This is a genomic window from Amycolatopsis tucumanensis (assembly GCF_021654135.1).
GTDB classification, from domain to species: domain Bacteria; phylum Actinomycetota; class Actinomycetes; order Mycobacteriales; family Pseudonocardiaceae; genus Amycolatopsis_E; species Amycolatopsis_E tucumanensis.
On sequence record NZ_JAKGSD010000062.1, the window covers coordinates 33,539 to 48,222 of the forward strand.

12 protein-coding genes and 1 pseudogene are annotated in these 14,684 nt (G+C 71.6%); 3 read left to right on the forward strand and 10 right to left on the reverse strand.

Annotated elements, in window-relative coordinates:
* Positions 1-448 precede the first annotated feature (448 nt).
* The 7 genes from L2C96_RS37860 to ahcY form a co-directional block, all read right to left on the reverse strand.
* On the reverse strand, positions 449-2,194 hold the full coding sequence (locus L2C96_RS37860) for an LpqB family beta-propeller domain-containing protein (RefSeq protein WP_020423368.1): 1,746 nt from the start codon (positions 2,192-2,194) through the stop codon (positions 449-451).
* 508 nt (positions 2,195-2,702) lie between these two features.
* Positions 2,703-4,397 (reverse strand): MtrAB system histidine kinase MtrB, encoded by a 1,695-nt coding sequence (gene mtrB, locus L2C96_RS37865; protein ID WP_235716327.1) that lies wholly within the window; start codon positions 4,395-4,397, stop codon positions 2,703-2,705.
* 7 nt (positions 4,398-4,404) lie between these two features.
* On the reverse strand, positions 4,405-5,082 hold the full coding sequence (gene mtrA, locus L2C96_RS37870) for an MtrAB system response regulator MtrA (RefSeq protein ID WP_017984723.1): 678 nt from the start codon (positions 5,080-5,082) through the stop codon (positions 4,405-4,407).
* 74 nt (positions 5,083-5,156) lie between these two features.
* A complete protein-coding gene (locus tag L2C96_RS37875; RefSeq protein ID WP_237339574.1) occupies positions 5,157-5,804 on the reverse strand; it encodes a dTMP kinase in 648 nt (215 codons plus the stop codon).
* A 23-nt stretch (positions 5,805-5,827) separates the two neighbouring features.
* Complete coding sequence (locus L2C96_RS37880; RefSeq protein ID WP_237339575.1) at positions 5,828-6,274, reverse strand: type II toxin-antitoxin system VapC family toxin; 447 nt, start codon at positions 6,272-6,274, stop codon at positions 5,828-5,830.
* Positions 6,271-6,549: a FitA-like ribbon-helix-helix domain-containing protein gene (locus tag L2C96_RS37885; RefSeq protein WP_228685083.1), complete on the reverse strand. Its 279-nt coding sequence runs from the start codon at positions 6,547-6,549 to the stop codon at positions 6,271-6,273. The genes L2C96_RS37880 and L2C96_RS37885 overlap by 4 nt, the downstream gene beginning before the upstream one ends.
* 67 nt (positions 6,550-6,616) lie before the next feature.
* Complete coding sequence (gene ahcY / locus L2C96_RS37890; RefSeq protein ID WP_237339576.1) at positions 6,617-8,089, reverse strand: adenosylhomocysteinase; 1,473 nt, start codon at positions 8,087-8,089, stop codon at positions 6,617-6,619.
* Between the two features lie 86 nt (positions 8,090-8,175).
* Between ahcY and L2C96_RS37895 the strand changes: the two genes are divergently transcribed.
* Positions 8,176-10,476: a hypothetical protein gene (locus tag L2C96_RS37895; protein WP_237339577.1), complete on the forward strand. Its 2,301-nt coding sequence runs from the start codon at positions 8,176-8,178 to the stop codon at positions 10,474-10,476.
* A gap of 45 nt (positions 10,477-10,521) precedes the next feature.
* Here L2C96_RS37895 and L2C96_RS37900 read toward each other — a convergent pair whose 3' ends face one another.
* The 3 genes from L2C96_RS37900 to L2C96_RS37910 all read right to left on the reverse strand — a co-directional run bounded on the left by L2C96_RS37900 (position 10,522) and on the right by L2C96_RS37910 (position 13,568).
* The gene (locus tag L2C96_RS37900) at positions 10,522-12,057 is read right to left on the reverse strand and encodes an amino acid permease (protein ID WP_020422273.1); all 1,536 of its coding nucleotides are present in this window, start codon (positions 12,055-12,057) and stop codon (positions 10,522-10,524) included.
* A gap of 80 nt (positions 12,058-12,137) precedes the next feature.
* Positions 12,138-13,052 (reverse strand): cation diffusion facilitator family transporter, encoded by a 915-nt coding sequence (locus L2C96_RS37905; RefSeq protein WP_027936491.1) that lies wholly within the window; start codon positions 13,050-13,052, stop codon positions 12,138-12,140.
* A gap of 57 nt (positions 13,053-13,109) precedes the next feature.
* On the reverse strand, positions 13,110-13,568 hold the full coding sequence (locus L2C96_RS37910; RefSeq protein ID WP_020422275.1) for a DUF2000 domain-containing protein: 459 nt from the start codon (positions 13,566-13,568) through the stop codon (positions 13,110-13,112).
* Positions 13,569-13,648: 80 nt separating this feature from the next.
* On the opposite strand from L2C96_RS37910, the gene L2C96_RS37915 reads away from it, so the two are divergent.
* Positions 13,649-14,050 (forward strand): Lrp/AsnC family transcriptional regulator, encoded by a 402-nt coding sequence (locus L2C96_RS37915; protein ID WP_237339578.1) that lies wholly within the window; start codon positions 13,649-13,651, stop codon positions 14,048-14,050.
* Positions 14,051-14,188: 138 nt separating this feature from the next.
* Positions 14,189-14,684: pseudogene (locus L2C96_RS45525) on the forward strand (transposase family protein); the annotation flags it as partial.

Below are 14,684 nucleotides of genomic sequence, written 5' to 3' on the forward strand. Positions count from 1 at the left end.
CGGCGCCCCCGGGGCTCGCTGTCGCACACCCAAGGATCCGCCGGAGTAGGACGGCGAGCCGTCACCACCCGGTCGCCCTGACAGCTACCGGGTGCCCCGCGGCCCTCCGCCGCCGGAGCTCGCTACCGCGCGCCCGCAGGTCCCCCGGGGTACAACGGCGAGGCGCCGCCGCCCAGTCGTCCTCACGGCCGCCGGGTGACCCGGAACCATCCGCCGCCGCGGCTCGCTACCTCGCGCCTGCAGAACCGCCGAGGTACAACGGCGAGGCGCCGCCACCCGGTCGTCCTCACGGCCGCCGGGTGCCCCGGGCCCTTCCGCCACCGCGGCTCGCTGCCGCACGCCCACAGACCCCCGGAGTAAACGGCCAGCCCTCGCCGCCCGGCCACCCTCACCACCACCGGACGCCCCGGCACCCCCCACCGCCGGAGGTCGCTGTCGCGCCCGGAGGTCAGCCCGGGTAGAACGGCGACGCATTGCCGCCGAAGCTGTGCGGGTGCGGGCGCCACACTTCGCCGACGTCGGAGGCCGTCCACAGGCCGCCGTCGTCCGCGACGACGATCGACCGGCCGGGTGCGGCGGTGATGGCGTGGACCGGCAGCGTCAGGTTCGAGATGTTGAACGGGTCCAGCCGGAGCCCGTCGATCGGGATCTTGACCACCGGCTGCGACGGCATGGTCGTGGCGGCGACCAGCGCGTCCTGGCTGAGCCAGTCGACGTCCACGACCCCGCCCAGGGTGCCGCCCTGCAGGATCCGCGGCGCCCGCAGCGTCACCGAGTCCTGGGTGCGCACCACCGACGCCACGAGCAACTGCCCGCCCGCGACCACCGCGGCCCGCGCGCCGTCGCGGGACAACCGCAGCACACTGATCGGACCGACCTGGAGGATCTCATCGGCGTTCACCACCTGCGGCACCCAGCTGCCGTCCGGCGTCCGCAGCGCGCGGACCACCGTCTGCCCGTCCACCACGGTCCACACCTCACCGGAACCGTCCGCGGTGGCCGTGGGCCGCCAGGTCGGCCGGGTCATCGTCGCGCCCGCGAGGTCGACGGCGGCCGCGTCCTTGCCGAACTGACCGACCCGCAGCCGCTGCCGTCCGTCGGCGTACTCGACGATCGCCAGCTGACGCCCGTCGATCGACTGGGCCGCGCTCGCCACCTGGTAGCCGCTGCCCTGGCCGGCCGGGCCGGAGATCAGCGAACCGTCACCGAGCGAGCGCACCCGCCCGTTCACGGTCACCAGCCCGGGCTGGTCCGCGCTCGGCGAAGCCAGCGCCGTGTAGGACGGCAGATCGCTCGGCACCCAGTCCTCGTGCCCGTCCACCAGCGGGGCGCCGTCGGACAACAGCCGCACTCGGTTCGTGGTCACCGACTGCAGCGACAGCACGATCTGCGCGGCGATCAGCCGCCGCACGTCCGCGGTCTGATCGGCCACGCCGGTCAGCGGGACGACGAGCGCACCGTCCGGCGCGGTGGTCACGTTGCCCTCGGTGTTCGCATCCTCGGGAAGGAGGTTCCGCACCGCGCCGACCAGGCTCGTCGACGGCCCGGCCAGCAGCAGCCCGACCACGCGCCCGGCGAGGCCGGTCTGCGGTTTGCCCGCCACGTACCGCAGGTCGGGCACCACGGTGTTGGAGTCCTGCGCGAAGAAGAACGCCTGCACCCGCACGTAGTTCGCGGTGAAGTCGCTGTAGGGCATCACGAGGTTCGGCGGCGGGTTCGTGATCCGCCACTGCCCGTCGGACTGGCGCCGCACCAGCAGCTTCAGCTCGACCGGCGTGCGCAGCGAGATGAACGCGCCGTCCTCACGCAGCGTGCCGAGGCCGGTGCCGCGCAGCACGACGTTGACCTCGTTCGGGTTCGCCGTCGTGTCCGCGCCGGTGGCCGGGACGGTCGCGAACACGTCGTCGATGATCGTGATGACCTTGCCGGGCGCCCACGCCTTGGCCGCGCCCTCGTCGAGGTACATGCGCGCGGCGGCGTTGTTGCTGATCGGCTGGGCGCTCGCGCGGACGAAGTCGCGGACGACGGTCAGCGCGTCCAGGTCCTTCGCCGGCTGCGGCACGTCCGGGTTGACCGGCTGCCCCAGCTCCTGCTGCGGCACGGCGACGGGCTGCGATTCCTCGGGCACGTTCGCACACCCCGCGGCGAGCACGAGGCAGGCGAACAAGGCGAACAGCCGCGACAGGACCCTCACACGCCCTCCCGTACGGACAGCCGCGCCCATCCCGCCAGCGGGAGCCGCGATTCGGGCAGAACCGCGCTCAACGAGCGACCGGCACCGAGAACAGCTCCACCGAAGGAGGGACACACCCCGGGAACGGATGCGCTCAAGGAGCGCCCCTGCCCGGACAGAGCTGCGCTCAGGGAGCGACGCGCCCCGGGCAGGGCCACGCCCAAAGACCGCCCCACACCGGGCAGGGCCGCGCCCAAAGAGCGGCCGCCGCGCGCCCGGCCGGCCCGCAGCCGAACAGCAGCGCTCACGGCACCGACGCCACGCGCCCGATCGGAACGCAGCCGAACAGCAGCGCTCACGGAGCCAACGCCACGCCCCTGGCCGGCACACAGCCGAACCGCAGCACTCACGGAGCCACCGCCACGCGGCCGGCCGGAACGCAGCGGACCAGCAGCACTCGCGGGGCCAACGCCGTGCACCACCTGGCATCGCGGGCTGGGGCGCTTGAGCGGCGTCGCGTGCGGCTCACTCATGCGTCCTCCTTGCGCATCTCGCCGATCGTGATCGTGTACTCGGTCGGCAGGCCGATCTGCAGGTGCCCGTTGGTCGCCGGGGCGTCGTCCGGGACCAGGGGTAGCGGGCTCTCCTCGAAGGGCTCGTCCTGCTTGCGCGGCAGCGTCAGCCGGAAGCACGCGCCCTGCCCAGGCGCACCCCACGCCTCCAGCTGGCCGCCGTGCAGGCGGGCGTCCTCGTGGCTGATCGCCAGCCCCAGGCCGGTGCCGCCGGTGCGGCGGTTGCGGGACGGGTCCGCGCGCCAGAACCGGTTGAACACCAGGTCGGCCTCCCCGGGCCGCAGGCCGACACCGTGGTCCCGCACCGTGATCGCGACCGCGTGCTCGTTCGCCGCCAGCGTGAGCCGCACCGGGTTGCCCTCGCTGTGGTCGACCGCGTTGGCCAGCAGATTGCGCAGGATCCGCTCGACGCGGCGGGCGTCGATCTCGGCGAGCGTCTCCTCCTCGGGCAGCTCCAGCTCGATCTCGGTCTCCGCGTTGCCCGCGATCACCCGCACCTGCTCCACCGCGCGCCGCGCGATCGAAGACACGTCGATGAACTCCGCGGCCAGCTCCTCGACACCGGCGTCCAGCCTGCTGATCTCCAGCAGGTCGCCGAGCAGCGCCTCGAACCGGTCCAGCTCGTCGACCAGCAACTCGGTGGAGCGGGCCAGCCCGGCGGGGAACTGCTCGCGCGAGGCGTGCAGCACGTCCGCCGCCATCCGCACCGTCGTCAACGGGGTCCGCAGCTCGTGCGACACATCCGAGGTGAACCGGCGCTGCAGCGTGCCGAACTCCTCCAGCTGCCGGATCTGGTGCTGAATGCTCGCGGCCATCTCGTTGTAGGACACGGCGAGCTTCGACAGGTCGTCCTCGCCCGTGACCGGCAGGCGTTCGTCCAGCTCACCGCCCGCGAACCGGGCGGCGGCCGCCGCGGCCTGCCGGACTGGGCGCACGACCTGCCGGGTGACCAGGTTCGCGATGCCGGCCAGCAGCACGAGCAGCACGAGACCACCGACCAGCAGCGTGTTCTGCACGGTCTGGACGGTGTTCTGCTCCGCGGTCATCGGGAACAGCAGGTACAGCTGGATCGGGCGGCCGGTGCTGGTGACCGGCGCGCCGACGATCAGGTGCGTGGTTCGGGTGCCGTCCGCGTCGGTGTCGGTGTTGATCTGCCAGGCGACCTGGTTGTTCTCGACGAACCGCTGCAGGCCGTCCGGCACCTTCGTGATCGGGCCGGCCGAGTCGGTCGAGTCCTCCCCGCCCGCGGTCAGCACCGGCTCGAACGCGCCCGCCGCCGACGCCGCCGTGCCCTGGTCCTCCGACGAGCTGCTGGTGATCTTCTTCAGCGCGTTCTGCAGCCGGTCGGCCAGCGCGTCCTGGTCGCTGATGCCGACCAGCTCGTTCTCCGCCGTGCGCACGACCTGCAGGGTCTGCGCGACGGCGGCCTGCCGCTTGGTGTCGGTGAGGCGCTGCGTGATCTGGTTCTGCAGCACCATGCCCAGCACGAGACCGACCGCCGACGACAGGGCGAGCGTCGACACGGTCACCTTGAACTGCAGCGACCGCCGCCACAGCACGCCGAACGCGACCGCGCGGCCACGGGCGTAGGCGCCCGCGCGGGGGGCCAGTCGCAGCACCGCGCGGACGAAGGCCAGGACTCTTCGCTTCATGTGTCTGTTACGGCGGGCCCGCCTTGTACCCGACGCCGCGCACGGTCAGGACGACCTCGGGGTGCTCGGGGTCCTTCTCGACCTTCGAGCGCAGCCGCTGCACGTGCACGTTGACCAGGCGGGTGTCGGCCGCGTGCCGGTAGCCCCAGACCTGCTCGAGCAGGACCTCGCGGGTGAACACCTGGCGGGGCTTGCGGGCCAGCGCGACCAGCAGGTCGAACTCCAGCGGGGTGAGCGGGATGGCCTTGCCCTCCCGGGTCACCTCGTGACCGGGCACGTCGATGGTCAGGTCACCGATCGTGAGCGTCTCGGCAGGCTCGGCCTCGGTGCGCCGCAGGCGGGCGCGCACACGCGCGACCAGCTCCTTCGGCTTGAACGGCTTGACCACGTAGTCGTCGGCGCCGGACTCCAGGCCCAGCACGATGTCGACCGTGTCGCTCTTCGCGGTGAGCATGACGATCGGCACGCCCGACTCGGCCCGGATCGCCTTGCAGACGTCGATGCCGTTCATGCCGGGGAGCATCAGGTCGAGCAGCACGAGATCGGGCTTCAGCTCCCGCAGGGCGGGCAGCGCCCGGGAGCCGTCCGCCACCACCGCGGTGTCGAACCCCTCGCCGCGCAGCACGATGGTGAGCATCTCCGCGAGAGCGGGGTCGTCGTCGACGACCAACACACGTGCCTTCATGACCACATATTCGCACTACGGAGACCGTTCGTGACGTCCGACCCTGCGAACACGTCACGAACTGAGCACACCGGTTAGCCCGGATGGACCAGCCGGGTGACGAGGGCGGCGTGGTCGACCCCCGCCGCGCCGTCGACGACGTGCCATCCGGACAACCAGGACGCGCCGGCGAGCTCGTCGTAGACGGCCGCGCAGCGGGACTGGAGGTCGTCGTCGGACTCGAACGCGTCCTTGGCCCGGCCGGCATCGGTCGAGGCCCGCTGCTCGGCCCGCTCGGCGGCGACGGCGGGCGGGACGCGCAGCAGGATCTGCGCGTCCGGCAGCGGCAGGCCGAAGCGGTCGATCTCGATCTCGCGGACCCAGCGGACGAACTCGCCGTCGGCGTGCTGCCGCAGGCGGGCCGCGCCGTAGGCGGCGTTGGAGGCGACGTACCGGTCGAGCAGCACGACGTCGTGGGTGTCGAGGCCGACGCGGATCTCGGGAGCGGCCTCACGGCGGTCGAGGGCGTAGAGCAGGCCCATGCCGTAGACGGAGTCGGTGAGGTCGCCGTGGCGGCGGTGCAGGCCCTCGTGGATGAGGTCGGCGTGCACGCTGCGGCCGTAGCGGGGGAAGGCGAGCGTGGTGACCGTGCGGCCCTGGTCGTGCAGCGCCTTGGTGAGGCCGTCGGTCAGGGTGCGCTTGCCCGCACCGTCGAGCCCCTCGATGACCACCAGCTTGCCCACGGGCCCAGGCTATCCGGCGGCGGTCAGCGCACTTCGAGGCCGTGCGCCTTGGCGGCGTCGGCCTGCCGCTGGTCGCGGGTGACCATCACGACCGGTTCCCCATCGGCCAGGCCAGCCGCGTCGTGCAGCGCGACGGCCAGGTGGATCGCGTCGAGCGTGCGGAGCGAGTGGTGGTCGGACACCAGCCGGTACGCCGCCGGCATGATCACCTGGGGCACGAGCGGCACGAGGCTCAACGCGCCGTCACCACCGGCTTCGGCGTCGAAGCGCGCGAGCGCGAGCTTGGCGTCGCGGATCCGGCCGTTGTTCCACGCGGTCGCCATCGCACTGGCGAACTCGACCCTGGTCAGCTCGCTCGTGAGCACCAGGTCTTCGTTGTCGAGGAGCAACTCGATCATCTGCTCGTGCTCCGGCTCGTCGGGGAGGAACGCCCGGACCACCGCGCTCGTGTCGGCGTAGAGGACCGTCACCACTCGCCCCGCGTCCAGTCGAGAGCCTCGCTGACGGAGGTCCCGCTACCCCTGAGAGCCTCGTCCAGTTGCGCGCGGGTGGGCACCGGGCCGTCGGGCGCGAACGCGACGAGCTTGCCGTCGGCGAGCAGGCGCTGCTTGCGTTCCCGGCGGGACTCCGGCCGGTCGACCGCGGCCTTCAGGATTTCGGTCACGAACTCGTTGACGCTGCGCCCCTCGGCCTCGGCTTTCGCCTTCACCCTGGCGTGCAAGTCGTCGTCAAGACGCGTGATCATCTGCCGCATACTGAGATGCTATCACAGACGGCAACGCATGATAGCACCCCAGTGCGGCAGGGTGCGGTTAGTAGCGGTAGTGCTCCGACTTGAACGGGCCCTCGACGTCGACGTCGATGTACTCGGCCTGCTCCTTCGTCAGCTTGGTCAGCTCGCCGCCGAGGGCCTGGAGGTGGATGCGCGCCACCTTCTCGTCCAGCTTCTTCGGCAGGCGGTACACCTCCTTGTCGTACTCCTCGTGCTTGGTGAACAGCTCGATCTGCGCGATCACCTGGTTGGAGAAGGAGTTCGACATCACGAAGCTGGGGTGCCCGGTCGCGTTGCCCAGGTTCAGCAGCCGGCCCTCGGACAGCACCAGCACGCTGTGGCCGTCCGGGAAGACCCACTCGTCGACCTGCGGCTTGATGTTGATGCGGCGAACACCGGGGTAGCGGGCGAGCCCGGCCATGTCGATCTCGTTGTCGAAGTGGCCGATGTTGCCCACGATCGTCTGGTGCTTCATCCGGGCCATGTGCTCGGCCATCACCACGTCCTTGTTGCCGGTCGTGGTGATCACGATGTCGGCCTCGGGCAGCGCCGACTCCAGCGTCTTGACCTGGTAGCCGTCCATCGCCGCCTGCAGCGCGCAGATCGGGTCGATCTCGGTGACGATCACCCGCGCGCCCTGGCCGGACAGCGACTCCGCCGCGCCCTTGCCGACGTCGCCGTAACCGCAGACCACCGCGACCTTGCCGCCGATCAGCACGTCCGTGCCGCGGTTGATGCCGTCGATCAGCGAGTGCCGGATGCCGTAGCGGTTGTCGAACTTCGACTTGGTCACCGAGTCGTTGACGTTGATCGCCGGGAACAGCAGCTCACCCGCCGCCGCCAGCTGGTACAGCCGCAGCACACCGGTGGTGGTCTCCTCGGTCACCCCGCGCACGCCCTGGCCGATCCGGGTCCACTTCTGGCCGTCCGCGGCGAGCGACGCCCGCAGCAGCTCCAGCACGACCTTCCACTCGTCGGAGTCGTTGTCGTCGGGCTGCGGCACCACCCCGGCCGCCTCGTACTGGGTGCCCTTGTGCACCAGCAGCGTCGCGTCGCCACCGTCGTCGAGGATCATGTTCGGACCCTCGCCGTCCCAGGTCAGCATCCGCTCGGTGCACCACCAGTACTCCTCCAGCGACTCGCCCTTCCAGGCGAACACCGGCACACCCTGCGGCGCCTCCGGAGTGCCGTGCGGGCCCACCACGACCGCGGCCGCCGCGTGGTCCTGCGTGGAGAAGATGTTGCAGGACGCCCAGCGCACTTCGGCGCCGAGCGAGACCAGCGTCTCGATCAGCACCGCCGTCTGCACCGTCATGTGCAGCGAACCCGACACCCGCGCACCGCGCAGGGGGTTCACCTCCGCGTACTCACGGCGCAGCGCCATCAGCCCCGGCATCTCGTGCTCGGCCAGCCGGATCTCCTTGCGGCCGAACTCGGCCAGCTCCAGATCCGCGACGGCGAATTCCACCCCGTTGCGGGTGTCGTGCCACTTCGCAACGCTTTCGGGGGTCATAGCGGCATTTCCTCCAACGATCGACTCCACCTGAACAGTACCGTTGTCCGTTCATCGCGGAACACCCGGAAAAGGAGACAGCCGACGTGCCGCTTCCTGGTCCCGACACCCGAGTGGTCGAACTACGCGTGCCGGGCCTGTCCGGCACCAGCGGCGAAGAGCTGCTGGACGCGGCCGGCACGGTGGAAGTCGCCGGGGACGGTATGGGCCGGGTGATCCGCCCGTCGGACCGGCTGCGGCGCCCCGCGCCCGGCCCGGTGCTGCAGGCGCTCGGCCGCTCGGTCCCCCGCACGCTCGAGGGCTACCTGTGGAGCGGCATGACCTCCGGGGGCGCCACGAAAGCGGCGTGGGCGCTGCTGTTCCCGTTCTCGCTGGCCAACGTGGCGCACTGGATGCTGCCGCCGGTGCCGGACGGCAGCCGCGCGGCGGCCGTGCTCGGCGGGCTGTGCCGGGGCGTGCTGCGGATCGCTGCGCTGCTGCTGACGATGCTGCTCGTCGCGCAGGTCGCGGTCATCACGCTGGACCTGTTCGCCGCGCAGTGCCTTGCGCCCGGCCGCCGCTGCCTGACCTGGCTGCCGGACTGGCTGCGCGACGTCGAGCAGGTCCGCCTGACGGCGGGGCTGCTGCCGGCCGCGCTGGTGGTGCTCGTGCTGTACCGGGTGTCCGGCACGAACTGGACCGTCCGGGCGCACACCCCGCCGCCGCCCGGCGACACGCTGCCCGGTGACGTGCTGCGCGGCGACACCGATTCGCCCGTGCTGCGCTCCGTGCACACCCTCGCGGCGCTGAGCACCGTCGCGCTGCTCGCCGTCGGCGGACCGCTGCACGTGCCCGGCGACGTTTTCGGGCGGCTGCTGTGGGCCGCGTCGCTGGTCCTCACCGGGGTCGCACTCGTCACGTCGGCCTCCGGAGTGCGGGACCTGCCGCGGTGGGGGCGCGGCGGGCTGCTGTGGGTGGCGGTGGCGCTGCTCGTCGCGGTCGGGGTGCGCGGCGCCGTGCCCACCGGATCGGACGCGACCGTGGAAGGCGTCGGCGCGGCGCTGCTCGGCGCGTGGCTGGTGTTCGCGTTGCTGCTGGTCCCGGCGGCGCTGCTGGCGCGGCGGACGTGGCGTGAGCTGCCGAAGCGGCTGCGGCCGTGGGCAGGCGGCTGGGCGGCCGCGCCGGCGCTGGCGCTCGCGGCGCTGCTCGGCGGCGGGTTCGGCGCGGGGCTGGCGACGGGGCTGCGGCGGCTGGCCGGCGCTGGCGACCTGCGGCTGCCGGACAGCTACCGCCTGGTGACCGCCCTGTGGGGCGGCGGTCTGGTGCTGGCGATCGTGCTGGGCGTGCTCGGCTTCGCGGTGGCCGTGCCGCTGCGGCGGCGGTCGCGCGGGATTCCCGGAATCGTGCGGATGCTGCAGTCTCCGGCGGACGAGCAGTCCGCGGCTGCCGCGTGGGCACGGTCGGCCTGGGAACGGCGGCACCTGCACCACCTCGCGCTCGGCGTGATCGCGGGCCTGTCGCTCGGCGCGGCCGCGTTGCTGGTCGCCTGGTACGGCTTCGGCGCGTTCCCCGGCTGGCTCGACCCGCTGTCCGCGGCCGGGGTGTTCGGCTTGGGCGTGCTGGCCGTCGGGCTGCTGCGGGTGGTCTACACCGCGGCCACGAAGCCGGGGCGCAACCGACACCTGGGCGCGCTGGCGGACCTCGTGTGCTTCTGGCCGCGGGCGGCGCACCCGGCGATCCCGCCGTGCTACGCGCTGAAGGTGGTGCCGGACCTCGCCGCCCGTGCGAAGGAGCACCTGGCCGAGCCGAACACACGCGTGGTGCTGGGCGGGGAGAAGCTGGGCAGCGTGCTGGCGGTGATCGCGGCCGCGCGGCTCGTGCACAGCGTGTCCCCGGCGGACCGGGAGCGCGTGGGTCTGCTCAGCGCCGGGTCACCGCTGCAGTGGGGGTACCAGCGAGCGTTCCCGGCGGTGCTGCCGCACGCCGCGCTCGCCACGCTGTACGGATCGCTGGACGGGCGGTGGCGCGGACTGGCGCGCGGCACGGACATCTTCGGCGGCGGCGTGACCACTTGGCGGCACCAGGTCGACGGCGACAAGCTCACCGGCGAGGGCTACCTGCCGGACGGCGGCTGGGGTGCCCTGCCGCCGGCCGCCGCGGGCGCGACCGGCGCGCTCGTCCTCGGCGGGGACCACTGGCTGCCCGACCCGGTGCACCCGCCCTCCGGCGCACGCCGCTGGGCGGCCGGCGTGCTCGGCCACGCGGACTACCTGGTGGACCCGGAGTGGGACCAGGCGGTGGCCATCGCCGCCGGCCTGGAGACACCGGGCGAACCGGCTCGCGGAGAGGCCGAGCAGGTCCCCCTGTTCCCCGACCTCCCCCGGTTCCACCTGAACATGGCTCGCTGAGCGAACGAAAAGGCCCCTCGGCGAGGGGGCCTTTTCCTTGCTGACTCAGGGTTTCGTCGGATCGGCGCCTTCCACCGGCATCGGCGACTCGGTCGCGCCGCGCTTGCCGAGCAGGGAGTGGCGGCGGCTGTAGGCGAAGTAGATGACCACGCCCAGCGCCATCCAGGCCAGGAACCGCAGCCAGGTCAGCACCGTCAGGTTCAGCATCAGCCACAGGCACGCCAGGATCGCGAGGATCGGCACCACCGGCACCCACGGCACCCGGAACGCGCGCGGCAGGTCCGGACGCGTGCGGCGCAGCACCAGCACGCCGGCCGACACCAGCACGAACGCGAACAGCGTGCCGACGTTGACCATCTCCTCCAGCTTGTCCGCCGGGAAGAACGTGGCCGCCACCGCGACCAGCAGGCCGACCAGCATGGTCGCGCGCGCCGGGGTGCCCCGCTCGCTCGTGCGGGCCAGCGAGCGCGGCAGCAGGCCGTCGCGCGACATCGCGTACAGCACCCGGACCTGGCCGAGCATCAGCACCATCACCACGGTGGTCAGACCGGCCAGCGCGCCGATCGAGATGACATTCGCCGCCCAGTTGACGCCGTTCGCGGCGAACGCGGTCGCCAGCGTCTTGTGGCTGCCGTCGCCCGCGTCGGTGGCCAGGTCGGTGTAGGGCACCATGCCGACGACCACCAGCGACACGGCCACGTACAGCACGGTGACGATCGCCAGCGAGCCGAAGATGCCGCGCGGCACCGAGCGCTGCGGGTTCTTCGTCTCCTCCGCGGTGGTGGCCACGATGTCGAACCCGATGAACGCGAAGAACACCAGCGAGGCTCCGGCCAGCAGACCGAACAGGCCGAACGAGCTGCTCGCCCCGCCCGCGATGACCGAGAACAGCGACTGGTCGACGCCCGACTCACCGCTGGCCGCAGGGGCGCCCGGCGGGATGTAGGGCGAGTAGTTGGCGCCCTTGACGTAGAACAGGCCGAGCACGATCACGAACAGCACGATGCCGACCTTGATCGCGGTGATCACCATGGACACCCGGGAGGACAGCTTGGTGCCGATCGTCAGCACCAGGGCCAGCGCGAGCACCAGGATCAGCGCACCCCAGTCGACCGTGACGCCGCCGATGTCGAACGTCGTCTTCGCGCCGTCGCCGAAGATGTAGCCGAGCACCGTCTCCAGGTACACCGACCAGCCCTTGGACACCGCGGCGGCACCGACGGCGAGCTCGAGCACCAGGTCCCAGCCGATGATCCAGGCCATGAACTCGCCGAACGTCGCGTACGAGAACGTGTACGCGCTCCCGGCGACCGGCACCGTCGAGGCGAACTCGGCGTAGCACAGCGCGGCGAGACCGCACGCGATCGCGGCGAACACGAACGCCAGCGACACCGACGGTCCGGCGTAGTCGCCCGCCGTGCGCGCGGTCAGCGTGAAGATACCGGCGCCGATCACGACCGCGACCCCGAACACCGTCAGGTCCCACGCGGACAGGTTGCGCCGCAACCTGGTGTCCGGCTCGTCGGTGTCCTTAATGGACTGCTCGATCGACTTCGTGCGCCACAGCCCGTTACCTGGCAAGGGTGTCTCCTCCCGGTGTCCTGGGTCTCAGGTCCGGTTGGTCACCCTAACGCGAACGGGTGAGGCGAGCGAATCGGAGGTCAGACGAGCTGGCGGTCCAGGTCCGGCTCCAGGTAGATCAGCCGCGCGGACGGCACCCGCTCGCGCACCCTGGCCTCGGCCGCGTCGATCTCGCCCGCCACTTCGGACAGCTCCAGGCGCGGGGCGAGCGCGAGCTTCGCGGCGACCAGCAGCTCGTCCGGGCCGAGGTACTGGGTGCGGATGTGGATGACGCGGTCGACGCGGCCGCCGGTCAGGGCCTCGCAGATGCTGTCCAGTTCGCGGTCGGTGGCGCCCTCGCCGATCAGCAGGCTCTTCATCTCGACGATGAGGATGATCGCGATGATGCCGAGCAGGACACCGATCATCACGGTGCCGATGCCGTCCCACACCGGCTCGCCGGTCACCTCGGACAGCCCGACGCCGATCAACGCGAAGATCAGGCCGAGCAGCGCGCCGGTGTCCTCCAGCAGCACGACCGGCAGCTCCGGCGTGCGCGACTGGCGGATGAACTGCCACCAGGTCGCGTCGCCCTTGATCTTGCGCGACTCCTTGATCGCGGTCATGAACGAGTAGGTCTCCAGGCCGATCGCGACGACCAGGATGCCGACCGCGACCAGCGGGCTGGTCAGCGGCTCCGGGTGCTCGATCTTGTGGATGCCCTCGTAGAGCGCGAACACCGAGCCGAGCGTGAACAGCATCAACGCGACCACGAACGACCAGAAGTACCGCTCCCGGCCGAAGCCGAACGGGTGCTCCCGGGTGGCCCGCCGCCGCGCCTGGCGCTGGCCGAGCAGGAGAAGACCCTGGTTGGACGTGTCGGCGACCGAGTGCACCGACTCGGCGAGCATGGACGACGACCCCGTGATCAGGAACCCGACGAACTTCGCCGCGGCGATCCCGGCGTTGGCGATCAATGCCGCGACGATCGCCTTCGTTCCGCCACTTGCCGACACGCTGACCCCCTGCTGAAGTCTTTCCGTTTTGTCGCAGTGAGCCTAGAGCTTCCCGCCTCAGCGCAGCAGTGGGAGTCCGCCGACCAGTTTGTCGATCTTGTTCCGCGGCCCCACCAGGCTCACGGCGTAGTACTCGAAGGCCTCCTCGTCGGTACCCGCCATGGCCTCGGTGTACTCCACGTAGGACCGGCTGGCCTGCGCGTGCTTGGACATGTCGGCGACGAAGACGCCCTCCCGGTTGGCGGCCTTCGTGCGGATCTGCAGCAGCTTCGCCGCGTCGGCGGCCAGGATCGAGCAGCCGGTCCACGGCAGCCCGGCGTGCGGGCGGGCGGAGGCGTCCTCGACCTGCGGGCCGACCAGGTCGGGCAGGACCTTGCCGACCGCGGCGCCGAGGCACGCGGTGGCGTTCGCGACGAGACCCGGCCCGAGCGACGGGTCGGCGACTATCACCCACTTGACCTTCGCGGTGCGGGTGGTGGCGTCGAGCTGAACTTCAACCTGAGGATCTGTGGTCACGAGCGCACAAGCTAGGCAAAGATGTGCGAGTCAGCCAGCAAGTCCGAACTTAATTCGACGGGAGGCCCGTTTTGGCCCGCTTGGACGAACTTGATCAGGCGTTGCTGCGGGAACTGCAGCGCGACGGACGGCGGACCAACCGGGAGCTGGCCGCCGCGACCGGCGTCTCGCCGTCCACGTCGCTGGAGCGCGTCCGTGCGCTGCGCGAGCGCGGGGTGATCCGCGGCTACAACGTCGACCTCGACCTGGCCAAGATCGGCCGCCCGGTGCAGGCGCTCATCGCCGTCCGGGTGCGCCCGCCGTCCCGGCCGGTCATCGATGCCTTCCGGGAATGGGTGACCCTGCTGCCCGAGACGCTGGGCGTGTTCGTGGTCTCCGGCGGCGAGGACTTCCTCGTGCACGTGGCGGTGCCGGACAACGACGCCCTGTACGCGTTCGTCATCGACCGCCTCACGCAGCGCAAGGAAGTGGCCGACGTGTGAACGAGCGTGGTCTACGAGCACATCCGCAGCCGCGTGATCGATCCGGCCTAGACGAGTAATGCGGAAGTCTGGGTGGTGTCTGGAGACGGACGAAGGGTGTTCAAGATCCGTTCGTGACGACAGACCTGAACACGACCGCTTGGCGGGCCGGCGTCGGCTGGCCGGCCACCGAAGCGGACCGACGCCGAGTTGGTCACCCTGGCCGTGGCTCAGGCGTTGCTGGGGTTCACCTCCGAGGCGCGCTGGTTGCGGTTCCTGCCCGCCCGGATGCCCGGCGTTCCGGTACTTGCCCGGCCAGTCCGGCTACAACCGTCGCCTGTGTGCCGCGTTGCCACTGGTCAAGGAGGTGATGCGCTGGTTGGCGGCGGACACCGACCTGTGGGCCGACGCCACCTGGATCGTCGACTCGACCCCGGTGGAGTGTGGCCGGTCCCTGCCCACTGTGAAGCGCTCGGACCTGGCCGGCTGGGCCAAGTACGGCTTCTGCCGCTCGCACTCCCGCTGGTTCTGGGGCCTGCGCCCGCACCTGCTCGCCGAGGACCCCGGACTGCTGATCATGGCCGACAAAGGCTACGTCTCCCGCGAACTCGACCACTACCTCACCGAGCGCGGCGTCCGGCTGATCCGGCCGTCC